This window comes from Methylorubrum rhodesianum, assembly GCF_014199985.1.
GTDB classification, from domain to species: Bacteria; Pseudomonadota; Alphaproteobacteria; order Rhizobiales; family Beijerinckiaceae; genus Methylobacterium; species Methylobacterium rhodesianum.
The window spans coordinates 164377-186558 of sequence record NZ_JACHOS010000005.1 but is presented as its reverse complement, the minus strand read 5'-3'; the positions used below and the strand labels follow the sequence as shown (position 1 = coordinate 186558).

Here is a 22182-nt window from a genome sequence, read left to right as displayed (position 1 = left end):
GGAGGGATCTCAGCGCCGCGGATGGGTGAAGGGCGAGGGCGGCAGTTCGTCCCGCCGCAGGGTCTCCGGATCGGGTCCGAGCGCGATGCCGCGCCCGGCGGCGAGGCGGGCGAGCGCGGCGAGGTCGCCGGATCGCGGGGCCGGACCGTCGAGGCGGGTGTTGAACAGGATGATCTGCCGGCCCGCCTCCGCCTTTTCGCTGAAGGTGACGAGCTCGCCGCCGATGGTCACGTTGTCGACGATCTGGTTGTTGCGCGCCACGCCCGGATGATCGGAGAGGGCTTCCGCCAGCTTCGGAAACCGCATCCGCCAGGGCGGCGAGTCCAGCGGCATCGCGGCGAAGGCGGCACGGAACTCCGAATCCGCTTGCGTGAGCGACGGCGCCATCCAGGTCAGGCCGCGCGCATCGAGGGCCACCATCGGGCTCGACGCGACGAAGACGTTGCGGGTGACGGTGTTGTCGCTGCCGCCGCCGATGAAGACCGGCTGCTGGACATCGACGAACAGGTTGCGCCGGATGGTGAAGCCGCTCGCCATGTCGTCGAGGTAGACTCCCTTCACCTCCATCCCCGGCACGGTGCGGATGTCGTGGATGTAGTTGTCCTCGATGATCGAGCCGCGGGCGGTGAAGTCGCGGCCCGCATAGATCGCGCCGGTATCGCTCAGGCCGTGGATGAGCCGGGCCACCTCGTTGCGGCGGAACACGTGATCGTTGCCGCGCAGATAGACCGCGTAGCCGACCGCGTCGGCGATGAGGTTTCCGCTCGCTTCCGCACCGACGCCGTCGAGTTCGATCGCGGAACTCTGGGTCCGGCTCAGCCGCGAGAAGCGGGTGAAGCGGCAATCGCGCACGAAGAGCCCGCCGGGCCGGAGGGTGGCACGGTCGCCCCCGACGAGGCGGACCGCGCTCGCGCCGATGTCGTGGATCGCGCTGCCGGAGACGCCGCCCCGAGCAACATCCTCGAACACCACCGCGCGCCCCGCCGCCCAGGACAGGTCGCTCGCCCGGATCTCAATGTCCTCGCCGCCGCGGGCGACGATCAGGTCGCCGCGGGCACGCTCCAGCCGCAGGCGCTCGATGCGCAGGTGCCGAACGCCCTCCGCGAGGATCAGCCCCTCGGCGAGGCTCGCTTCCAGTTCGGTCGCGCCGGGGGACGGCCAAGCGAGCAGCAGGCCGCTGTCGCGGTCGCGCCACCATTCGCCGGCCTCGTCGAGGGCGGCGAGCGCGTGAACCAGCCGCATCCGGGCGCCCTCGCGGATTCCCTCATAGGGGGGCGCCTCCAGCTCGAAACGGCGGTGCCGGTCGACCCGCGCGACGGGCAGCGTCTCGAGAAGCCAGTCCCACCGCCAGAAACCCTCGGCCCAGAGCTCGCGCTCGCGAGTCAGATCGGGCAGAGGCGGCGCGTCTCCGAGGGTGAAGTCCAGACCTCCCGGTGCCGCGGTCGCGATCGTCGGCCAGACGCCATCCGGACCGGACTTCCCGGCATTCGGCCACTGCGCCGGCCGCAGGGCACCGCCGGGATCGAAGATCTCGGTGATGCGCGGATGCGTCTCGCGCAAGCGCCGCGGGGCGCGGAAGGCCGGCTCCCGGCGCAAGGCTTCCGGCAGGCGGTAGGCCCGCACCTCGTCGCGCGCGGCCGCGGGTAGGCGCTCGCGCAAGCGCGGCGGCAGCGGCGCGGACGGCAAGGGGACGCTGCCGACGAGCCGGCTGGATCCGTCGGCCGCGCCGCGCAGGGTCAGGGGCGTCCCGGCCGCACCCGAATGCTCGGGGCCGATCCGCACGGGCGCGGCGATCCGGTGCGTGCCGGGCTCCAGTTCCACGACGATCGCCCGCCCCTCGCCCTGCCGGCGCAGGGCCGCCACGCGGGCGAGCGCCTGCGGCAGGTCCGCGAAGCGGTCTTGCCGGCCGGTCCCGGTCGCTCCGGTGGGGGCGACGCGCAGGACCAGGGATGCCCGCGCGTCCCCACCCTGGACCGATCCGACGAAACCGGGAGCGCAGACGCCGGCGAGGACGGTCGCGGCGAGCGCAGCCCCGATCCGGAACGGCCCGAGGCTCACGCCTCGGCGTCCGCGTCGGTCATCACGAGATGCACCCGCGGGTCGCGGCCGATGGCATCGAGCGCCCGCCGCAACCGGCTCACGGCGCTGCGGGTGGCGCTCGCCGTCAGCAGCAGCGCGGGAAAGCGCTGGTCCTGGGCGAGGCGCTCGGCGGCGATGTCGGTGCCGATCAGCCCGATATCGACGAAGACCGTGTCGAACGCTGCCGCCGCCGTCAGGACCGCCCCGGTAAAGGCCGCGGTGCCGAGGCTCAGGGCCGCGTCGTCGAACGGCAGGATCTTGAATCCGGCCGGCCCGTCCACGAGTGCTTCGCCGAGCCCCGACTGCGTCCGCAGCGCCTCGGCGACGCCGCGTCTGGCCGCGCTTCGCAGATCGCGCGAGATCAACGCCTCCGGATCGGCATCGACGACAAGCACCCGCTGGCCGTCGAGCGCGGCCGAGGCGGCGAGGCTGCGCGCCAGTTCCGACTTGCCGGTCCGGTCGTCCGCCGAGGTGATGAGAACCACCGTCGGCCGCGGGGCCGCGAAGTCGCGCTGGAGACGGCTGCCGAGGCGCGCCACGGCCAGGTCGTAGGCGGTGTCGGCGCGCAGGGCCTCGCCGCCGGCCCGGCCCCGCGTCCGGGTTCGCACCCGGGCCGGCAACGCCGCGATGACCGGGAGGCCGGCGAGTTGCTGGAGCCGACGGCGCGAACCGACCCGCCCGGCAGCCGGCACCGCAAGGAGCGCGAGCGCGACGCCAATGCCGAGCCCGGCCGCGACCGCCGCCGCGAAGATCGCCGGGATCGGCGGGCCGAGCCGGCGGGCCGGGAGCGAGGCCGGCGAGATGATGCGCGAGGTGGAGGTGTCGAGGCGCTGCTGCTCCTGCAATTCCCTGGCACGGACGAGGAAGGCCTCGTAGACCGCGCGGCTCGCCTCGACCTGCCGTTCCAGTTCGCGCAGGCGCACGAAGCTCCTGTCGACGGACAGGGCCTCCTTCTTGCGGCTCTCCAGGGTGGCGGCCAGCGACGCCTCGTTGGCGAGCGCCGAGCGGTAGTCGTTGCGGGTCGCCGCGGCGATGCGCCGGATCTCGGCGTTGATGTCGTTGCGCAGGGTCTGCACCTGCAGCTCGCTGGTGCGCAGGGTGGGGTGGCGCGGCCCGAGATTGGACACCGTGTCGGCCCGCGCCGCCTCGATCTGGGCGAGCTGGGAGCGCAGCTGCGCGATGGTCGTCGATTGGACGATCTCGGTCACCGAATTGAGATCGGCCCGCCCGTTGGCGACCGCCTCGATCTGGGCGAGGCGTCCGCGCAGTTCACCGGCCCGGGCGCGCGCGGCGCCGAGCTGCTGGTTCAGCTGGGTCAGCGCCTGCTCGCTGACGAGCTGCCCGCGGGTTCCGACGAGGTTGTTGGCGGCACGGAATTTCTGCGCCTTGTCCTCGGCCTCGCGCAGGTCGTCCTGCAGCTCGCCGAGCCGGCCCGCCACCGCGTCGCCGGCCTTGCGGGTGACCTGCGCCTGCGCCTGCGAGACGGTGGCGAGGTAGGTCTCGGCGATCGCCTGGGCGAGATCGGCGGATTTCTGGCGCGACTGGGTGGTGACGGCGAGTTCGACCACGAAGCTGCGCTCCAGGCGTCGCGCCGCGGTGCGGTCGCGCAGGGTGCGCAGGGCCGTGAGCGTGTCGTCGGACGGGCCGCCGGAGGCACCGAGCAGCGAGGACAGGCTGCCCTTGAGGGCGTCCAGCGGCGACGAGGAGCGGACGAATTCCGGGTCCTGATCGAGCTTGAAGTGGCTCACGACCTGACGAAGGACATCATCGGAGATCAGGACGCGGACCTGGCTGTCGACGAGGAGCAGGCTCGCATCGCTCGCCTGATCGGAGGGCGTCACGCCGTCCTTGACCACCTGGATGCCGCGCGGGTCGATCAGGATCTGCGTCACGGCGGCGTAGAGCGGCGGCACCAGGGCGAGCCACGCCACCGCCCCCACCAGGAGCAGGACCATCGGGGTCAGCACGAGGGCCCAGCGCGCGCGCAACGCCCGCCCGATCTCGCGCGGATCGAGAAACCAGGGTTCCGGCGTCACGTCGGGCTTGCCCGGCTCGGTGCCGACGAAGAATCGCGAAGGCATCCGCTCGACCATCGTCATCGCAAGACTTTCGAACAAAGGGCTTCCGCGGGCTCAGCCGGCCCGCTGCGATCGATCCGGCCCGCTGTTTCCGTCCCGGAGCGGATCACTCGGGATGATCCTTCCCATTTCGGGACATCGGCCGCGCGCCGGATGTCGGTTCGGGGCTCAAGCTTCAAGATGCGCGCCAGCCCGCCTGCCCAGGGACGTCATGCGGGCGCCGCCCGTCGGACGGCAAAGGGAGCGGTGTCCCGCGCGAGCGCGCCCGCTGGCTCGCAGCGCAGGGCGCCGATGCGGGCATAGGCCAGCACGCCCACGAAGGTGAGGACGTTGATGTTCCAGTCCTGGAAGATGCCCGGCGTCGTCATGCCGTTGAGGATCAGGAAGAAAACGCAGGTGGCGACGAGGCGCCGCCCGGCACGGTCGAGCTTCATTCCCCAGCGCATTGCGGCGCCCAGCACCATCGCGCAGAGGCCGATTCCGATCACTCCGGTGCCGGCCCAGGCGCTCAGCAGCATGTTGTGCGAGCTCGAGATGAACACCGCGTCCCGGGCCAGCGTCTCCGCCAGCGCCGTGGTCGGGATCAGGAGCTGGATGAAGCGGTCGCCGGCCGCGTAGCCGGCGCCGACGAAGCGGTCCTTGGTGGCCTCGATGAAGACCGGCCAGAAGGTGCCGCGCCCGGTGGCGTCGGCCAGCTCCTCCGGCGGCTTCTGCAGCACGGTCGAGATCACGTCGAGAAGCGCGGGGAAAGCGGACAGGCCGCCCATCAGCACGACGAACGCGGCGAGGTAGACGGTGAAGCCGGCGTAGCCGAGGAGGCGCAGCCGGCGATGCTGCGACGCCACCATGATGCCGGGAACGGCCGCGACCAGGGCGGCGGTGCTCGCCGCCGAGCCGGCAATGACGAACCCGGCGAAGGCGAGGAGGAGGTGGGCGCCCCGATGCCGGATGCGATCGTCGAAGATGACGAGGAAGGCGTAGGTCGCGCAGAGATAGGGGACGAGGTTGTGCTTGGCCGACGAGAACACGATCCCGTGGGCCAGATTGTCGAGGATGATCGGTGCCGTGGCGATCAGCCAGAGGACGATGAACGTCGCGAAGAGGTTCGGCAGCCGCCGCTCGATGTCGCTGCGGTCGAAGATCATGATCGAGGCGAGGGTGAAGATCGCCAGCTCGACCGTGCGGTAGATCGTATAGGTCGGCACGATCGACCAGGCGGTGCTGACGCCGTTCACGAGGATCATCAGCGTGAACGGCAGATACGGCATCGAGAAGGCCACCAGCAGGACGCGCCGATCGACGGCGATGCGGACGGCCAGATAGAGCCCGGTCAGACCGGTCATGGCGACGAGGGCGATGTTGGAGGCCGTGAGCCCCTGGTCCAGCACGGCGTTGCCATCGTCCCGAGGGACGTTGAAGACGAGCGGCAGCAGCGCGAAGATCGACATCAGGGCGAACGGCACCGCCACGGGTCCGTTCAGCGGTCCGAGCCGGGTCTCGAGACGGTGGCGCGCCAGCGGGTAGAGCAGCGCGAACCAGACCACCACGGCGACGACCAAGAGCAGATTCAGCATTCCGGTGGTTCCATCGGCTGGTTTCTCGGGCTGAACCCCCGGACGTCTCCTCAGCTTGGCGGGACGAGAAGGAAGCCGACCGGATGCCGCGTCGATCCCGTGCCCGCCAACACTGCGTGGAGTCTTGGTTTACGGCGCCTTTCGGGCCGCCAGGGCCGCGCGTGACGCCGTGACCCTGCGGCTTCGGGCCGATATTTCGGTTAAGCCGGTTGCGGGCTTGCCGACATGCTTTCCAGAGCCGTAACCACCTCGATCGCGTGAAACCGACGTCGCAAGGTCCTTGCTCTGACGCGCCTCCGCACGACGGGCTGGCGAGCGCTTCGTCGAACGCTGCTCTAGGCGCCGAATAGGACGGCCTCGGTATAGGTGAGGTCGCCCGTTGCCGGCGGGTTGGGGCCGCGGGCATATTTCGGGGCCCGGCCGTCGAAGAAGCGCCCGGCGATCCCCGGCAGCTTCCCCACGGCATCGAGCACGAACCATGGCATGGCGTGGCGCAGGATGAGGTGCCGCCCGATCGCGCCGAGGAAGGCGGGCAGGTCGAGGGCGCTCGAGCGGTAGACGAGCTGGAGGCAGGGCAGGCGCGGCCAGCGGGTCTCCCCCGGCCGCAGCCTGATCGCGCGCCGCTGGAACAGCACGGCCCAGGCCCGGTCCCCCTCCGAGCAGACGAGGCCGATGCAGCCATAGGCGATGTGGTCGGCCACGAGCCGGGCCTCCGGCTCCGGCAGCAGGCGCAAAGTCTCGGCGTCGGCCGCCCGCACGCGGCGTCCGCGGCCGAAGCCGGCCAGCAACGGCATGACGAGCATCTGACCCGAGCAGACCGGCTTGAAGCCGCGCGCCTTGTGCATCTGCCACGTCTGCGGGGCGGGCGAGACGTTGGTGTAGGTCACGCGCCGGTCACGCATGGCGAAGCCGTCGAGCAGCGTGCCGAGCGCCCGGAATTCCGGCAGCACGTACCAGCTCGACAGGTTGCAGCGCAGATGCGTCCCGGCCTCGTCGGTGACCGTTCGATAGAGCGCGAGCAGGACGCCGACGATCGCACCGTCCCGATCCAGCACATAGCCGTAGCGCGGCACGTCGTCGGGCAGGGGCTGGCTGCGGTGCCGTTCGAGCCCGGTCCGCCAGTAGGCTTCCGAACGGTCGGGAAAGCCGATCCGCAGGAGCCGCACCACGGAATCGAGGTCGTCCTCCTCGATGTGGCGGCAGCGGACCTTCACCCGTGTGGCTCGAACGCCCTCCTCCTGGGCCGGGACATCGACCAGGGCGTCGTTCACTCGATCCATCGTTGGCCTCCTAGGGCTGATCGCGCTGCCCGGCATCGGTCCGGCTCAAGGATCGATGCAATCGTCCGATGGAGACGGACGCATTCTCGTCCCGCGCCCGGACAAGTCCGACATCAAGCGAAATCGATGCCGTCCGCCGAGTGCCGTTTCGAGACGGCTCTTCTCGGTGGATGATTGATCTGATCGATCGGGAATAAGGGGCACAGCGTGGTCGAATACTGATTTCAGGGATTTCGTTGCCGCCCCGTCTCGCGGAACGAGGCGGCACGGCCCCGCGGCGCACCTCACGCAGTGCTTCCGGCATCGATGGTGAGCACCGTCCCGGTGACGTTGCGGGCCCGGTCGGACATCAGGTAGGCGACGGCGTCGGCCACATCCTGCGGCTCGGCCAGCCGCTTGAGGGCGCTGCGATTGGCCACCCGCCCGCGCTCGGCCTCGTCCATCTCGCCGGTCATCGCCGTCTCGATGAAGCCCGGCGCCACCGCGTTCACCGTCACCCCGAGGCGCCCGACCTCGCGCGCCAGCGACTTGGTGAAGCCGATCATCGAGGCCTTGGTGGCGGCGTAGACCGAGAGCGCGTTGTAGCCGGTAAACGCGATGATCGAGCTGACGTTGACGATGCGGCCGGCGCCGGCCGTCATCATTCCGCGGGCGAGATACTTGGTCAGCACCATCGGCGCGAGAGTGTTGAGATGGACGAGTTCGGCGATCTTGCTTGCCGGCATCGTCGTGAGCAGGCCGGGCGTGCCGAGGGCCGCGTTGTTGACGAGGCCGTAGACCGGCCCGTGCTCGGCCCGGATCCTCTGAGCGAGCCGCTGGAGCGCGTCGATCTCGCCGAGATCGGCGGCCATGAACTCGATCCGGCCGGTGCCGGCGGCCCCTTGCGCCGCCTCCAGCGCCTCGCTCGAACGCCGGGCGAGCGCCACCACGCGAAACCCGTCGGCGGCGAGGGTGCTCGCCGTGGCGAGGCCGAGCCCGCGGCTCGCTCCCGTGACGACGACAAGGCGTCCGGATTTGAGATCGTCGCTCACGCGCCCCTCCGCACCAGCTTGCCGCCCGCGGTGATCGGCAGCGCGTCGACGAACTTCACGCTCGCCGGCACCTTGTGGCCCGCGAGCCTCGGGCGGCAATGGGCGATGATCGCCTTCTTGAGCGCCGCCAGGTCCGCGTCGGCCTCGGCGCACAGCACCACCTCCGCCTCGACCACGGCGCCGAGGATCGGGTTCGGCCGGGCGCGCACGCGGGACATCGACACGCCGGGAAAGACGTTGATGACGGTCTCGACCTCCTCCGGCTGCACCTTGGCGCCGCCGACATTGATCACGCCGCTGCGCCGGCCGAGGAAGTGGTAGCGCTCCCCCCTCCGCTCCACGAGATCGCCGGTATCGATGAAGCCGTCGGCGGCGATCAGCGTCTCCGGCGCCTCGCCGAGATAGCGCCGCCCGGTTCGGGAGGAGCGCACGAACAGGCTGTCGTCACGCACGGTGATCTCGATCCCCGAGCGCGACCCGATCAGGGTCGCCGGGAAACCCTCCTGCCCGTCTTCGACGGTGAAGCCGACCCCGCCCTCGGTCGAGGCGTAGGCGTGGGCGATGCGCGCCTGCGGGAAGGCGATGCGCAGGGCATCGAGGACAGTCTGGTCGGCGATCTCGCCGGAGAGCCGCACGTAGCGGGGGTTCAGCCGGTCGAGCGCCGCGCTCATCAGCGCGAGGCGCCAGTGGGAGGGCGTGCCGAGGATGTGGGTGACGTGCCGTTCGCCGACGCGGATCAGATAGTCCCGCACCGGCTCGCTCGCCTCGGACAGCACGAGCGAGGACGGGCCCAGCATCGCCCGCAGGAAGACCTGCAGCCCGCCGTAGCGGCGAATGTCGTAGAAGGTGCTCCACACCGTGCCCGCTTCCGGGGTCGCGGCGGTGTTGATGCCGCCGGCCAGCCCTTCGAGGGTGTGGGCGACGAGCTTCGGGGCCCCGGTCGTCCCGGAGGTGGCCAGAGCCCATTCCGTCTCGCGCGATGACGCCGAACCCGCGCGAAAGACGTCTTCGGCGTCGATGCGGGGCAGGCCCGGCAGTGCGCCGGGGGGCACCCCCTCGGCGTCGGTCACGCAGATCTCGGCCTCCGCGTCGGACGCGATCCGGGCGATATGCTCCGGCGCGAGCTTCGGCGGGACCAGGGCGAGCCGGGCGGCGAGGCCGTCCAGCGCGATCATGGCGCGGGCCGCCGCCATCTGCCCACCGACGGCGAGCAGCACCCGGCGGCCGGTAAGGGCCGCGGTGACGGTCGCGTCGCGCCCGCCGGAGACGATCCCGGCGAGATCCCGTTCGCTGCGGTGGTCGGACAGGAACAGGCCGTCGAGACCGCCCGCCGCCAGAAGTCTCTCGCGCAGGATCATCGCGGTCAGGCCGCCAGTCGGGTCGCGGCGCGGTCGTAGAGGGCGACGAGGTCGCCCACCGTCACCGGCAGGTCGGAGGCGTCCATCTCGCCGAACGGATCGGCGCCGGTGAGATCCTCCATCCGCGCCACCAGCAGGGCGAAGCAGAGCGAATCGAACTCGGTGTCGAGCATCACGAGGTCGTCGGTGATCGGCGGCATCCGCTTCTCCTGCTCGGCGGCGATGGCGGCGATCTCGGCGAAGACGGTGGAACGCAGGGACATGGGGCACTCCTCAGGGGTGGGCAGGAAGGATGGGGCGGGTGGAGGCGCCGCGAAGGCATTCGCCGAAGTCGCGGGCGATGGCCGACAGGATCGGTTGGCCGCGCGGCACGAGCCGCCCGAGGCCGTAGAAGAAGTGGATCATGCCGCCGTGGCACGTATGCGCGGACCCGACGCCCGCCCGCTCGAGGCGCTCGACATAGGCCGCGCCCTCGTCGCGGACGGGGTCGAATTCCGCCGTGTGGATGCGGGCCGGCGGCAGGCCGGTGAGGTCCGCCTCCCGCAGGGGCGAGAGCCGGGGCGAGGGCGCGGCGGCCGCAGGACCGCAGGCGGCGAGATCGCCCTGGATCGTCGCCTCGTCGAGGAGGTAGCCGCGGGCGAAGTCGCGGCGCGAGGCGCGGGCGCCGTGCACGTCGAGTACCGGACAGATCAGGAGCTGCGCCCGGATCGCGCCGCCGCGCCGCTCCTGACACACCCGTGCCGCGAGCCCCGCGCCGGCGGAATCGCCGCCGATCCCGAGCCGGGCGGGATCGATCCCGACTTCGTTCGCATGCGCGGCGACCCAATCCGTCGCCGCCAGCGCATCGTCGAGGGCGGCCGGGAACGGGTGTTCCGGCGCGAGCCGGTAATCGATCGAGACGACGCGGAACGAGCCGGCGGCGGCCAGAACCCGGCAGATCCCGTCATGGGTGTCGAGGTCGCCGGTCACCAGCCCGCCGCCGTGCAGGTAGACCAGGCCGGGACCGCCCTCGCAGCCCTCCGGCGCGTAGAGCCGCGCGGCGAGCGGCCCGGTCGGGCCCGGCAGGACGAGATCGCAGCTCCCCACGCCCTCCGCCGTCAACCCGGCGAGACGCGCGAGCCCGCGGATCGCCCCCCGGCGGCCGTCGAGGGTGAGGCCGTCCGCGCGTCCGAGCGCCATCATGTCGAGGAAGCGGCTGACATGCGGATCGAGCGGCATCGGACGGCTCCCGGCGCTTCGCGGGTCAGAGCTTGAGCGCCGAGCGGACCGAGGCCGGCCACGCGTCGATGCTGCCGCCGTGGGTCGCGAACAGGGCCACCGCGAGGCGGTCCATGCCGAAGGCGACGCAGCCGGTATGCGCGGGCTCGCCGTCCTCGAGGTTCAGCCCCCAGGTCGTGCCGAAATGCTCGCGGTGATAGTTGAAGCTCATGCAGGCGGTGCCGGCGGCCGCGCCCCGGAGCGGGATCAGCAACTCGAACTTCAGCGCCTGTTCGAGCTGGCTGAAGGCCATGATCTGGCCGAGGCGACCGAAGAACGGGTCGCTCGCGGTCTCGACCGTGTAGGGAAGCCCGAGCGTGTCGGCCATGGCGGTGGCGGTCTCGATCCAGCTCTCGCGGAAGGCGACGATCTGCTCCGGCGTGCCGATCCGGACGTATTCGCGCATCCGGAAGGATTGCAGCCGGTCGAGGTGGCGCGACGGCTCGCGGCGGAAGCAGTCGCAGGCAACGTCGAAACGGTAGCCGGTGGCCGGCACCGCGCCGCGGGCGGCGGCGATCGGGTAGACCGGGTAGCAGGCGGCCGGCGTCAGCACGAGGTCGGCGGTCTGCAGGTCCGCGGTCCAGTCGCCGCCGGCGAGATGCTTGTCGGCCGAACTGCGGATCTCCGTCTCGGTCCCGTCGAGGCAGGAGACGCAGCCGAGCAGGTTCGGGAAGCTCTTGAGATAGCCGTGCCGCTCCAGATGCGCCCGGCTCATCACCGGCGGGAAGCGGAACACCTCGGTGCCGTCCTCGCGCCGGGCCGAGATGAAGGCGGAGAGCGCCTCCACCACCGCCTCGTAGGCGCCAGTGCGGGCATAGACCCCTTGCGCGTTCATCGGCTTGAACATCACGTCGAACAGGGCGTCGAGCGGGTCCGTCGCGGGGGGCGAGGCCGGCGCGTTCATCACGGGCATGTTCATGGCGGGCAAGTCCTTCGTGCGGGAGAGCAGGCGCCGGTGTCAGGCGCCGAGCGAGGCGGCGACGGGGGACATCAGCGTCGCGGTGGCGAGGTTGGCCACGATCCGGTCGTTGTGGATCATGATCGGCGCCGAGAGGATGTCGCGCAGCGCCCGGCCGACGCTGAAGTCGCCATCCTGGCGATAGCCGGCCAGCCCGGTGGCGCGCAGCGCGCTCGACACCGTGGCGACGGCGAGTTCCGAGACCTCGACCTTGAGCATCGTCAGCGCGGTCTGCACGTCGAGGCCGGCGAGCGCGGCCGGGTCACCCTCGGCGCCCTCGAAGGTGTCGAGCGCCTGCGTGATCAGAGCGCGGGCCTGTTTCAGGCTGGAGACGGCCCGGGCATAGTGCAGCGCGCCGGGCGGGGCGACGCCGCCGGCGCCGCGCATCGCCGTGCGGGTGAAGGCCTGTGCGCGGTCGACGGCGGAAGCGCCGATCCCGGCCCAGGCGCTCGACCACAGGATGTGCGAGACCGGCGTCATGGTCTGGTTGTGGATGTCACCGTAGCGGGCGGCGAGCACCTGCTGAGGCAGCCCGCGCGCCTTGAGGCGGAAGCCGCTGCTGCACGTGCCGCGCATGCCGAGCGTCTCCCAGCCGCTCAGGCGCTCCAGGGTGTAATCCTCCTTGAGGAAGACGCAGAGCACCTGGTCGGACGGCCCGGCCTCGGGCGAGCGGCGGGCGACGGTGACGACGCCGTCGGCCTGGGCGCCGTAGGAGATCACGGTGGCGGCCCGTTCCAGGGTGACCGCCGCGCCGTCGGCCTCGATGGCGGCGGCGGAGGAGCGGACATTGCCGCCGCCCTGGCCCTCGGTCGTCGAGGAGGCCATCAGGAGCTGCTCGTCGGCGATGCGACGCAGCAGCCCGTCCTGCCAGGGCTCGCCGCGTCCGTGCCGGATCAGGCAGGCGACCTTGGTCTGGTGCATGGCGAAGATCATCGCCGAGGAGGCGCAGGCTCGGCCCAGCCGGTAGGCGATCTCGGCGAGCGTGCGCACCGAGGCGCCCTCCCCGCCGAATGCGATCGGCACGGCCGCGCCCAGCAGGCGTTGCGAGCGCAGGGCGGCGACGGCTTCCTCGGGGAAGCGTCCGTCACGGTCCACGGCCTCGGCATGGGCGGCGGCGGTCGCGGCGGCGGTGCTCGCACGGGTCAGGAGGTCGGCGGCACCGTCGGCGAGTCCGTCCGGCCGGGGCGTGGGCTGCATGGTCATGGCGGGGCTCCGTAGAACTGAAGCCGGCCGGGCCGGCGGCACGTCAGGGGTGTTCGTGAGGCGGCGCGGTGCGCGCGCCGTTCAGGCGTTCAGGCCGCGCACGCTCTCGACCATCCGGGCGATGGTCTCGATCGAGTAGAAGTTCTTCGGCGTCAGGCTCGCCGGCGGAATCATGATGTCGAACTCGGCCTCGACCGCGACCATCAGGTTGACGAGATCGAGCGAGGAGAGACCGACATCGACCAAGGCGTCCGCCTTGTCGAAGTCCGGCTTGATCGCGTGGCGGGCGGCGATCGCGTGCGCGAGGCTCATGGTGCGATCCGCGACGCTGACTGACAGCGCTTGGGTCATGACGTCGTATCCCCTCGGTCTGCTCTGACTGGATCGGCTTTCGGTATTTTTCGGTATCGTTGTGGTGTTGTCTGACAATTACTATTATAAGATGCTAATTGAAAGCAAATATTTGTGACGGTTGTGTCAATGGTTAATTTGAGTCTATTATAGATCAATTATCGACGGACTTGCCGAAACTTGTTCAGTCCGGCGGGATCCCGATGAAGCGACCGGCGCCATAGGCCAGGGCAGGCTGCTCCGCCTGATTCAGCCGCACCTCGCGAACCGCGCCGAGGAGAATGGCGTGGCTGTGCCGCTCGATGACCTCTTCGAGGGCGCAATCGATGATGGCCTGGGCCTCGGTGAGTCCCGAGGCGCCCGATGCCATGACCGTCCAGTCCGCGCCGAGATAGCGGGCGGCGCCCCGGTGCCCGCCGATGCCGGCGAAGCGCTCGGCGATCGCCCGCTGCCCTTCGCCGAGAATGCTGACGCAGAAGTGCCGCCTCCGGGCGATGACCGGCCAGGTCGAGGTGCTGCGGTTGACGCAGACCAGCATGGTCGGCGGATCGATGGAGAGGGAGGCGGCCGAGGTTGCGGTCAGGCCGATCCGGTCCTCACCGATGCCGGCGGTGACGACGACAACGCCGCCCACGAGGCGGCGCATCGCCTGCCTGAGGAGTGTGCCGTCCGCGGAGAGCGGGGGGAGCAGGGCGGCGGCGGCCATCACGCGCGCTCTGCGGCGAGGGGGGCTGGCGCGCGGACGGTCCATCGTCCGGCCGAAAGGCGGGATATCGGTGATCTCCGGCGCGCAATCATGGGTCGCAATCCGTTCGACGAACTGAAATCGGTCTTCGCGAAACCTGTCCGTTCCGGTCCGGCTGGGTGTCTCCGGCAAACCCCCGGTCCTGCCGCGCCCGAGTGCGGGACGATCGGCGACCGTGAGGTTTGCGAAGCACTCCGAAACCGGACGTTATCGGTTCATCTCTATGTCGTTGCCTGTCCTTGCGGCTCATCTGTGCAAGTCCAGGGCCCGGCCGGATCGGCCGGAAACTGTTCAGTTCCGGTACGGACCGGAGGATGAGCCGGGGGACGGTCCCGAACCGGGACGCGTCCTGCCGTCCAGCGAGATCCCGCCGATGTCCCAGAGCCGAGAAGCCCTCCCTGCCCGACGCAGCGGGCGGACCGCCGCCCAGGCGCTGGTGGATCAACTCGCGGCCAACGGCGTCACCCACGTCTTCGCGGTGCCCGGCGAGAGCTACCTGCCGGTGCTCGACGCGCTCTACGACTCGGGCATCGCGCTCACCGTCTGCCGCCAGGAGGGCGGCGCGGCGATGATGGCGGAGGCCCATGGCAAGGCCACGGGGCGCCCCGGTATCTGCTTCGTCACTCGCGGACCCGGCGCCACCAACGCGTCCGCCGGCATCCATATCGCCCAGCAGGATTCGACGCCGATGATCCTGTTCGTCGGGCAGATCGAGCGCGGTCTACGCGACCGCGAGGCGTGGCAGGAGGTCGATTACCGCGCCGCCTTCGGGCCGATCGCGAAATGGGCCACAGAGATCGAGACCGGCGCGCGGGTGCCGGAATACGTCTCCCGCGCCTTCCATACCGCCACCGGCGGGCGGCCGGGCCCGGTGGTGATGGCGCTGCCCAAGGACATGCTGAAGGATGCGTCCGAGGGCCCTCTGGCGCCGTCCTTCGAGCCGGTCGAGGCGGCGCCGGGCGCGGAGGATCTGGAGCGCCTCGCCGCCCTGCTGGCGGAGGCCCGAAATCCGTTCCTCGTCCTCGGCGGCAGCCGCTGGAGCGAGCAGGCCTATACCGAGATCCGCCGCTTCGCGGAGGCTTTCGATCTGCCGGTCGCCACGAGCTACCGCCGGCTGCCGCTGTTCGATCCGCTGCACCCGAACTACGCCGGCGATCTCGGGCTTGCCGCCAATCCGAAGCTCGTGGCCCGTGCCAGGGCCGCCGACCTGATGATCGTGCTCGGCGGCCGCCTCGGCGAGGTCGCGAGCCAGACCTATTCGCTCCTCGACATCCCCGCGCCCCGCACCCGGCTCGTCCACATCCATCCGGGACCGGAGGAACTCGGCCGGGTCTACGTGCCCCATCTCGGCATCACCGCCTCACCGGTTCGGATGGCGGCGGCGCTGGCGCGTTTCGAACCGCCGGCGGGTCTGCCGTGGTCGGCGGCGACGCGGGCGGCGCATGCCGAGTACCTGGCGTGGTCGGACGTGCCGACGCCGCAGCCCGGCCCGGTCAATCTCGGGGTGGTGATGGTGCATTTGCGCGATGCGTTGCCGGCGGATGCGATCCTGTGCAACGGCGCGGGCAATTACGCGGCCTGGATCCACCGCTTCTACCGCTTCCGGCGGCAGGCCACCCACATGGCGCCGACCTCGGGCTCGATGGGTTACGGCGTCCCCGCGGCGGTCGCGATGAAGCGGGTCTTCCCCGACCGTACCGTGATCTCGGTCAACGGGGACGGCGACTTCCTGATGAACGGGCAGGAGTTCGCGACAGCCGTGCAGTACGGCCTGAACATCGTCTGCATCGTCGCCGACAACGCGAGCTACGGCACGATCCGCATGCATCAGGAGCGGGATTTTCCCGGCCGCGTCCTTGCCACCGACCTCGTGAACCCGGATTTCGCCGCCTATGCCCGCGCCTTCGGCGGCGTCGGCTTCACCGTGGAGCGCACGGAGGATTTTCCGGCAGCACTGTGCGACGCCCTGGCGGCGCGGCGCCCGGCGATCATCCACGTGAAGATGTCGGTCGACGCGATCGCGCCGAGCATGAGCCTCACGGCGATCCGTGAGCGGGCGCTGGCGGGGACGTGAGCGCGGGGGCAAAACCCCTCTCCCCTCTGTGGGAGAGGGTGGCACCGAAGGGGTCGGGTGAGGGGAGCGCCGCTTCCGGAATGACCTGAGCCGACCCCTCTCTCCCACCTGCCCCGCAGGTGCCCTCCCCCGCGAAGGGGACGCTTGCCGGTGCGTTCTACGCCAGCCGCCCGTGCGCGAAATCCCAGTATAGTTGCCGCGCCTGCCGGAACACCGGTCCCGGCTCGAAGCGCATGTCGTCGAGCCCGGTGACGGGGGCGACCTTGGCGAAATTTCCGGCGGTGAAGACCTCGTCGGCGCCCAAAAAGTCCTCGTAGCGCAACGTCTTCTCCACCACCTCGACGCCGGCCCCGCGCAGGAGCGCGATGACGCGGGCGCGGGTGATGCCGGCCAGGAATGTCCCGTTCGGAACCGGCGTGTAGACCACGCCGTCCCGGGCGAAGAAGGCGTTGGCGTTGGCGAATTCCGCGACGTTGCCGAGCCCGTCGAGCATCAGGCAATTGGCGAAGCCGCGCGACAGCGCCTCGGTGAGCGCCCGCGCCCCGTTCGGATAGAGGCAGCCCGCCTTGGCATCGACCGGCGCCACCTCGATCGAGGGTCGTCGGAACGGCGAGAGCGTGGCCTTGATGCCGGAGGGCAGCGGCATCGGGGCGGTGTAGAGCGACAGGCACCAGTTGGTGGAAGCAGGATCGAAGCGGACGCCGCCGGCGAACCCGCTCTCGGCCCAGTACATCGGCCGGATGTAGAGTTCGGCCTCCGGCGCGAAGCGCGCCAGTCCCTCGGCGACGAGGCGAGCCCATTCCTCGAGCGCGACCTTGGGCGTCAGCCCGAGGGCGCTGGCGGAGCGGTTCACCCGGGCGAGGTGCAGGTCGAGATCGGGCGTGACGCCCTCGAAGGCGCGGGCGCCGTCGAACACCGTCGAGCCGAGCCACGCACCGTGGGTGCGCGGCCCCATGATCCGGACATTGCCGGGGTGCCACGCGCCCTCGAAGAACGTCCAAGTGTCGGGCGGCGGGTCGGCGGGCATCGAGGGATCGGGCGTCGAGGGGACGTGGTCCGGTGTCGTCATCGCAGCCGAGCCTCCGTGAAAACCTGCCTCAGGCGGCTTCCAATTGCCCGCCCGCGTGGCGGCTCAGCATCCGTTTGGCCCTGCCGGCGGCGCGCAGGGCGAGCGCGACGACCCTCGGCTGCGTCTTCCGGCAGAAGGCGACCTTCCGCACGTAGCTTTCGACATGCCAGTGGCAGACGGCGCCGCGGGGGATGAACAGCACGTCTCCGGCCCTGAAGGTCTTGGGTGGCGAGATGCCGTCGCTGATCGTGGCCGAGCCTTCGATGAAGTGAATCGTCTCGTCGATGTCGTAGTGCCACTCGAACCGGCCGGCGGTGCAGTCCCAGACCAGCGTCCAGGCCATGCCGTCGGCGCTGCGCGAGAGCATCGTGTTTCGGGCCATCGGCCGGCCCTCGTGGATCCAGCTCGGCTCGATCGGCGCGGAGCGCAGCTCGCCCGAGGTCACGGAGGGAATCATCGCTGTGGTCGCCACGTCATCCTCGCTGTGTGGGGCTGGTGCTCGGGTGAGACCCGCTGGCGTTCAAACGATCCGAAGCACGATCGTGGCCGGGTCACAAGTCGATCCTTGCAACATGACTAACGGGTGCGGGATTGATGATTGCTGAGTTCTCACGAATTAGAATATTCGGCAGAATAGATCCGAATTGGCACGCCTGATCCATTTCGGGACGGGCGGTGGAGAGGGGTCTTGCCGCCGGTTGGGGCGGTGGAACGCCGCCGCAACCGCGGGCCTGAGGCCGCTTTCCCTCACCGTCCGGAGAGGCGGATCTCGATCGTCGCCGAGCCGATGCCCGGTACAGGGCCGGCTCCGGTCATCCCGTTCCGGCACGGAACAGCGTGGTCCCGGCCTTGCGCCTGAGGCTTCGACTCCGCGGTTTCGGGACGGCTTCAAGACATGCGCAGCGAAACGATCGCCCTTCATGCCGGCTTCGAGCACGACCCGGCGACGCATGCGGTCGCGGTGCCGATCTACCAGAGCGTGGCCTATGCCTTCGACAGCGCCGACCACGGCGCCGCCCTGTTCAACCTGGAGGAGGAAGGTTTCCGCTACAGCCGGATCGCCAACCCCACCGTCGCGGTGCTGGAACGCCGGGTGGCGGAGCTGGAGGGCGGGCATGCGGCGCTCGCCGTCGCCTCGGGACAGGCGGCCCTGCACTACGCCATCGCGACGCTCGCCGACCACGGCGGCAACATCGTCTCGGTGCCGCAGCTCTACGGCACGACGCACACGCTCCTCGCCCACGTCCTGCCGCGCCAGGGCATCACCTGCCGCTTCGCCGCGAGCGACCGGGCCGAGGACATCGCCGCGCTGATCGATGGCGAGACCCGCGCCGTCTACTGCGAGTCGATCGGCAACCCCGCCGGCAACATCTGCGATATCGAGGCGCTGGCGGCGGTGGCCCACGCCCACGGCGTGCCGCTCGTGGTCGACAACACCGTGCCGACCCCGATCCTGATGCGGCCGATCGATTACGGGGCCGACATCGTTCTCGCCTCGCTCACCAAGTTCATGGGCGGCCACGGCACCACGCTCGGCGGTATCATCGTCGATTCCGGACGCTTCGACTGGACGGCGCAGGCCGACCGCTTTCCGATGTTCACCCGGCCGGACGCTTCCTATCACGGCCTCATCTACGCCGATCATTTCGGCCCCGGTGCCTTCGCGGCGCGGGCGCGCAGCGTCTACCAGCGCACCACCGGCGCGGTGCTGCCGGCGATGTCCGCCTTCCTGCTGCTCCAGGGCATCGAGACGGTGGTGCTTCGAGTGGAGCGCCACGTCGAGAACGCGCGCAAGGTCGCCGAGCACCTGCGGGCGCACCCCCGGATCGCCTGGGTGAACTATGCCGGCTTCCACGACAGCCCGAACCACGCGATGGCACGAAAGTACCTGCGCGGCGAGGGCTCCTCGCTCCTCACCTTCGGCGTCGCGGGCGGATTCGAGGGCGGCAAGGCGTTCTACGACGCGCTCAAGCTGGTGAAGCGCCTCGTCAATATCGGCGACGCGAAATCGCTGGCCTGCCATCCCGCCTCGACCACGCACCGTCAGATGACCCGCGACGAGCAGCGGATCGCCGGCGTGCTGCCGGAGACGATCCGGCTCAGCGTCGGCATCGAGCACATCGACGACATCCTTGAGGACCTCGACCAGGCGCTCGCGGCGGTCGTCCCGGCCGCGCTTGCGGCCTGACCCTTCCGACACCGTATCCGGAGGAGATCCGCCATGCTGGACCACGGCCCCTCGATCCTGCCGGCGAACCTGCCCGCGGTGACGCTGGATCTCGGCGGGTCTGCCGCCTCCTGGTCCGAGCCGGCCCGCGTGGCGCCGGTCCTGCGTGTCGGCCTCCTCAACAACATGCCCGACTCGGCTCTGGTGCAGACGGAGCGGCAGTTCCGGCGCCTGATCGGCTCCGGTGTCGATCTGCGCCTGTTCAGCCTCGAGACGGTGCCGCGCGGCCCGCTGGCCCGCGCCCATCTCGACCGCTTCTACGCGACGGAAGGCGCGCTGGCGGGCGCCGGCCTCGACGCCCTCGTCGTCACCGGCGCCGAGCCGCGAGCCCGGCAGCTTGCCGACGAACCGTTCTTTTCGGCGCTCACGGCAGTGGTGGATTGGGCGGCGTCGAACGCGGTCCCGACCCTGTTCTCGTGTCTCGCCGCCCATGCCGCCGTGCTGCACCTCGATCACATCGAGCGTCGTCCGCTCCCGGCGAAGCATTCCGGTGTCTATGCCTGCGCGGCGGTCGCCGACCACCCGCTGCTGGCGGGGATGCCGGCGAGCGTGCCGGTGCCGCATTCGCGCTGGAACGACCTGCCCGAGGCGGAGCTGACGGCGCGCGGTTACCGCATCCTGCGCCGCTCGGACGCCGTCGGCGTCGACCTGTTCATCCGGGAAAGGGCGGGCAGCGCCCCGATGGTCTTCCTCCAGGGCCACCCGGAATATGAGGGCGACACCCTTGCCCGCGAGTATCGGCGCGATATGGGCCGCTTTCTCGACGGCGAGCGCGAGACCTGTCCGGCCCTGCCGGAGAACTACTACACCGACCAATCGGTCCGGCATCTCGACGCCTTCGCCGCGACGGCACGGGCCTACAGGTCCTCCGCCCTGCACGCCGACTTCCCGACGATGGCCGAGACGCCACCCCGGCTCGCCGGCTGGCAGGAGGGAGCCGCCGGTCTGTTCCGCAATTGGCTCGCGTTCGCCTCGGCCCGCGCCGCGCTCGCCGCGTGAGGAGCACAGACGTGGACCAGTCGTTCCCCGCCCCGTCCCCGCCCGATCCGCGCGCCGAGGAGCGGGAGCCCGACGGCGCGGTCCCGGCGGCCCGCGCCTCCTCCACCGCCGGCTGGCTCGGGGCGCTTGCCCGGACGGCGCGGATCGACGCGCATCCGCAGCGCATCTTCCCGCTCGTGCTCGATACCGTCGCCGCCGAGCACCCCGGCGCGCCGGCCCTGATCGGCGGGGACGAGACCCTGAGCCATTCGGCGCTCGCCGCCCGCCGCAACCGCTACGCCCGCTGGGCACTGGCGCGCGGGCTCGCCAAGGGCGAAACGGTCGCCCTCCTGATGCGGAACTGCCCGGATTATCTCGCGGTCTGGCTCGGGCTCACCCGCGTCGGCGTCTGCGTGGCGCTGCTCAACACCAACCTGCGCGGCAGCGGCCTCGCCCACTGCCTCGCGGTGGCCGCGCCCCGCCTGATCATCGCCGCCGCGGACCTTGCCGAAGTCCTGGCATCCGCCCTGCCCCACCTCGCCGAGCAACCGGAGATCGTGTGGCAGGACCCGGCCGCGCAGGCGTCGCTGGCCGCGGCGTCTGCGGATTTCGGCGAGGATCCGCTTGGGCCCGACGAGGCGCCGTCCGTCACGCTGCGCGATCCGGCGCTGCTGATCTACACCTCCGGCACGACCGGCCTGCCGAAGGCCGCGCGGGTGAGCCACCACCGGGTGATGATGTGGACCCATTGGTTCGCCGGGCTGATCGACCCGACGCCCGACGACCGCATGTACGATTGCCTGCCGCTCTATCACAGCGTCGGCGGCGTGGTGGCGCCGGGCTCGGTGCTGCTCGGCGGCGGATCGGTCGTCATCCGCGAGAAGTTCTCCGCCAGCCGGTTCTGGGCCGATGTCGGCGAGAGCGGCGCGACCCTGTTCCAGTATATCGGCGAGCTGTGCCGCTACCTGACGCTCGCCGCCCCCGATCCGGCCGAGGCTCGGCACCGCCTGCGGCTCTGCACCGGCAACGGGATGCGCCCCGAGGTCTGGGAGGCGTTCCAGGCGCGCTTCGCGATCCCCCGCATCCTCGAATTCTACGCCGCGACCGAGGGCACGCTCTCGCTCTACAACGTCGAGGGGAAGGTCGGAGCGGTGGGACGCGTGCCGCCCTTCATGGCCCGGCGCTCGCCGGCCCTGATCGTGCGCCACGACGCGGCCACGGGTCTGCCCGCCCGCGATGCCCGGGGCCGATGCATCCCGACCGAGTTCGGCGAGGCGGGCGAGCTCCTCGGCCGGCTCTCGGACAGGGCGGAATACACCTTCGAGGGCTATACGAGCGCCGCCGAGAGCGCGCGCAAGGTGCTGCGCGACGTAATCGAGCCCGGTGACGCCTGGATGCGCACCGGCGATCTGATGCGCCGGGACGCGCAGGGCTTCTTCACCTTCGTCGACCGGATCGGCGACACCTTCCGCTGGAAGGGCGAGAACGTCGCCACCACGGAGGTCGCCGAGGCGCTTCACCGGGTCGCGGGCGTGCGCGAGGCCAACGTCTACGGCGTCGCCGTGCCGGGGACGGAGGGCCGGGCCGGCATGGCGGCCCTCTCGGTCGAGCCCGGTTTCGACCTCGCGCATCTGCACGCCGCGATGACGACCCGGCTGCCGGCCTATGCCCGGCCGCTGTTCCTGCGCCTGTGCGCGGAACTCGGCCACACCGAGACCTTCAAGCAGAAGAAGGGCGCGCTGGCCGAGGAGGGCTTCGATCCGGAACGGACCGACGACCCGCTCTACATCGACAGCGACGGCGCCTACCGCCGGATCGACGCTGCACTGTACGGGCAGATTGCCGGAGGTCGGCTGCGGCTGTGACCCGGTGCGGCGCTGCCCGAGCCGGGGTGGCGAGAGAAGACGGATCCTTCCGCCG

Annotated in this window: 18 protein-coding genes; 4 read left to right on the top strand and 14 right to left on the bottom strand. The window is 70.9% G+C overall.

Annotated elements, in window-relative coordinates; translation table 11 throughout:
• Positions 1–9 precede the first annotated feature (9 nt).
• The 12 genes from HNR01_RS09335 to HNR01_RS09280 all read right to left on the bottom strand — a co-directional run bounded on the left by HNR01_RS09335 (position 10) and on the right by HNR01_RS09280 (position 13875).
• A complete protein-coding gene (locus HNR01_RS09335; RefSeq protein ID WP_183667510.1) occupies positions 10–2058 on the bottom strand; it encodes a right-handed parallel beta-helix repeat-containing protein in 2049 nt (682 codons plus the stop codon).
• The gene (locus HNR01_RS09330; protein WP_246417446.1) at positions 2055–4160 is read right to left on the bottom strand and encodes a GumC family protein; all 2106 of its coding nucleotides are present in this window, start codon (positions 4158–4160) and stop codon (positions 2055–2057) included. Before HNR01_RS09330 ends, HNR01_RS09335 begins: the two co-directional genes overlap by 4 nt.
• A gap of 206 nt (positions 4161–4366) precedes the next feature.
• Positions 4367–5731 carry an O-antigen ligase family protein gene (locus HNR01_RS09325; protein WP_183667508.1) on the bottom strand — a complete coding sequence of 455 codons (1365 nt, stop codon included), beginning with the start codon at positions 5729–5731 and terminating at the stop codon, positions 4367–4369.
• A gap of 335 nt (positions 5732–6066) precedes the next feature.
• Positions 6067–7011 (bottom strand): GNAT family N-acetyltransferase, encoded by a 945-nt coding sequence (locus HNR01_RS09320; RefSeq protein ID WP_026105376.1) that lies wholly within the window; start codon positions 7009–7011, stop codon positions 6067–6069.
• Between the two features lie 284 nt (positions 7012–7295).
• Complete coding sequence (locus HNR01_RS09315; RefSeq protein WP_017483506.1) at positions 7296–8042, bottom strand: SDR family NAD(P)-dependent oxidoreductase; 747 nt, start codon at positions 8040–8042, stop codon at positions 7296–7298.
• On the bottom strand, positions 8039–9400 hold the full coding sequence (locus tag HNR01_RS09310; RefSeq protein WP_017483505.1) for an AMP-binding protein: 1362 nt from the start codon (positions 9398–9400) through the stop codon (positions 8039–8041). Before HNR01_RS09310 ends, HNR01_RS09315 begins: the two co-directional genes overlap by 4 nt.
• A gap of 5 nt (positions 9401–9405) precedes the next feature.
• On the bottom strand, positions 9406–9663 hold the full coding sequence (locus HNR01_RS09305) for a hypothetical protein (protein ID WP_017483504.1): 258 nt from the start codon (positions 9661–9663) through the stop codon (positions 9406–9408).
• Positions 9664–9673: 10 nt separating this feature from the next.
• On the bottom strand, positions 9674–10618 hold the full coding sequence (locus tag HNR01_RS09300; RefSeq protein ID WP_183667507.1) for an alpha/beta hydrolase: 945 nt from the start codon (positions 10616–10618) through the stop codon (positions 9674–9676).
• A gap of 25 nt (positions 10619–10643) precedes the next feature.
• Positions 10644–11576 (bottom strand): amino acid--[acyl-carrier-protein] ligase, encoded by a 933-nt coding sequence (locus HNR01_RS09295; protein WP_183667506.1) that lies wholly within the window; start codon positions 11574–11576, stop codon positions 10644–10646.
• 39 nt (positions 11577–11615) lie between these two features.
• Positions 11616–12818, bottom strand: a complete 1203-nt coding sequence (locus tag HNR01_RS09290) for an acyl-CoA dehydrogenase family protein (protein WP_183667505.1) — start codon at positions 12816–12818, stop codon at positions 11616–11618.
• Between the two features lie 81 nt (positions 12819–12899).
• Positions 12900–13169, bottom strand: a complete 270-nt coding sequence (locus HNR01_RS09285; RefSeq protein ID WP_017483500.1) for a phosphopantetheine-binding protein — start codon at positions 13167–13169, stop codon at positions 12900–12902.
• 184 nt (positions 13170–13353) lie between these two features.
• Complete coding sequence (locus tag HNR01_RS09280; RefSeq protein ID WP_183667504.1) at positions 13354–13875, bottom strand: flavin reductase family protein; 522 nt, start codon at positions 13873–13875, stop codon at positions 13354–13356.
• Between the two features lie 412 nt (positions 13876–14287).
• On the opposite strand from HNR01_RS09280, the gene HNR01_RS09275 reads away from it, so the two are divergent.
• The gene (locus tag HNR01_RS09275; protein WP_183667503.1) at positions 14288–15988 is read left to right on the top strand and encodes a thiamine pyrophosphate-binding protein; all 1701 of its coding nucleotides are present in this window, start codon (positions 14288–14290) and stop codon (positions 15986–15988) included.
• Positions 15989–16145: 157 nt separating this feature from the next.
• On the opposite strand, the gene HNR01_RS09270 is transcribed toward HNR01_RS09275, so the two are convergent.
• Positions 16146–17015, bottom strand: a complete 870-nt coding sequence (locus HNR01_RS09270; RefSeq protein ID WP_183667611.1) for a branched-chain amino acid aminotransferase — start codon at positions 17013–17015, stop codon at positions 16146–16148.
• A 70-nt stretch (positions 17016–17085) separates the two neighbouring features.
• On the bottom strand, positions 17086–17514 hold the full coding sequence (locus HNR01_RS09265) for a cupin domain-containing protein (RefSeq protein WP_017483496.1): 429 nt from the start codon (positions 17512–17514) through the stop codon (positions 17086–17088).
• A gap of 438 nt (positions 17515–17952) precedes the next feature.
• On the opposite strand from HNR01_RS09265, the gene HNR01_RS09260 reads away from it, so the two are divergent.
• The 3 genes from HNR01_RS09260 to HNR01_RS09250 are packed head-to-tail and all read left to right on the top strand — an operon-like array spanning position 17953 to position 22127.
• Positions 17953–19245, top strand: a complete 1293-nt coding sequence (locus HNR01_RS09260) for an O-acetylhomoserine aminocarboxypropyltransferase/cysteine synthase family protein (RefSeq protein WP_183667502.1) — start codon at positions 17953–17955, stop codon at positions 19243–19245.
• Positions 19246–19278: 33 nt separating this feature from the next.
• On the top strand, positions 19279–20283 hold the full coding sequence (gene metA / locus HNR01_RS09255) for a homoserine O-succinyltransferase MetA (protein WP_183667501.1): 1005 nt from the start codon (positions 19279–19281) through the stop codon (positions 20281–20283).
• Positions 20284–20294: 11 nt separating this feature from the next.
• Positions 20295–22127, top strand: coding sequence for a long-chain-acyl-CoA synthetase (locus tag HNR01_RS09250; RefSeq protein ID WP_183667500.1), 1833 nt, complete (start codon positions 20295–20297; stop codon positions 22125–22127).
• Positions 22128–22182: the final 55 nt, after the last annotated feature.

What these genes read in the sequence shown, in the direction of transcription:
- HNR01_RS09295 (WP_183667506.1), bottom strand. Translation starts at nt 11,576, where the DNA reads ATGAACATGCCCGTGATGAACGCGCCGGCCTCGCCCCCCGCGACGGAC.
- HNR01_RS09330 (WP_246417446.1), bottom strand. Translation starts at nt 4,160, where the DNA reads ATGCCTTCGCGATTCTTCGTCGGCACCGAGCCGGGCAAGCCCGACGTG.
- metA (WP_183667501.1), top strand. Translation starts at nt 19,279, where the DNA reads ATGCTGGACCACGGCCCCTCGATCCTGCCGGCGAACCTGCCCGCGGTG.
- HNR01_RS09310 (WP_017483505.1), bottom strand. Translation starts at nt 9,400, where the DNA reads ATGATCCTGCGCGAGAGACTTCTGGCGGCGGGCGGTCTCGACGGCCTG.
- HNR01_RS09260 (WP_183667502.1), top strand. Translation starts at nt 17,953, where the DNA reads ATGCGCAGCGAAACGATCGCCCTTCATGCCGGCTTCGAGCACGACCCG.
- HNR01_RS09300 (WP_183667507.1), bottom strand. Translation starts at nt 10,618, where the DNA reads ATGCCGCTCGATCCGCATGTCAGCCGCTTCCTCGACATGATGGCGCTC.
- HNR01_RS09290 (WP_183667505.1), bottom strand. Translation starts at nt 12,818, where the DNA reads ATGACCATGCAGCCCACGCCCCGGCCGGACGGACTCGCCGACGGTGCC.
- HNR01_RS09305 (WP_017483504.1), bottom strand. Translation starts at nt 9,663, where the DNA reads ATGTCCCTGCGTTCCACCGTCTTCGCCGAGATCGCCGCCATCGCCGCC.
- HNR01_RS09280 (WP_183667504.1), bottom strand. Translation starts at nt 13,875, where the DNA reads ATGGCCGCCGCCGCCCTGCTCCCCCCGCTCTCCGCGGACGGCACACTC.
- HNR01_RS09325 (WP_183667508.1), bottom strand. Translation starts at nt 5,731, where the DNA reads ATGCTGAATCTGCTCTTGGTCGTCGCCGTGGTGGTCTGGTTCGCGCTG.
- HNR01_RS09265 (WP_017483496.1), bottom strand. Translation starts at nt 17,514, where the DNA reads ATGATTCCCTCCGTGACCTCGGGCGAGCTGCGCTCCGCGCCGATCGAG.
- HNR01_RS09320 (WP_026105376.1), bottom strand. Translation starts at nt 7,011, where the DNA reads ATGGATCGAGTGAACGACGCCCTGGTCGATGTCCCGGCCCAGGAGGAG.
- HNR01_RS09285 (WP_017483500.1), bottom strand. Translation starts at nt 13,169, where the DNA reads ATGACCCAAGCGCTGTCAGTCAGCGTCGCGGATCGCACCATGAGCCTC.
- HNR01_RS09270 (WP_183667611.1), bottom strand. Translation starts at nt 17,015, where the DNA reads ATGCCCGCCGACCCGCCGCCCGACACTTGGACGTTCTTCGAGGGCGCG.
- HNR01_RS09275 (WP_183667503.1), top strand. Translation starts at nt 14,288, where the DNA reads ATGTCCCAGAGCCGAGAAGCCCTCCCTGCCCGACGCAGCGGGCGGACC.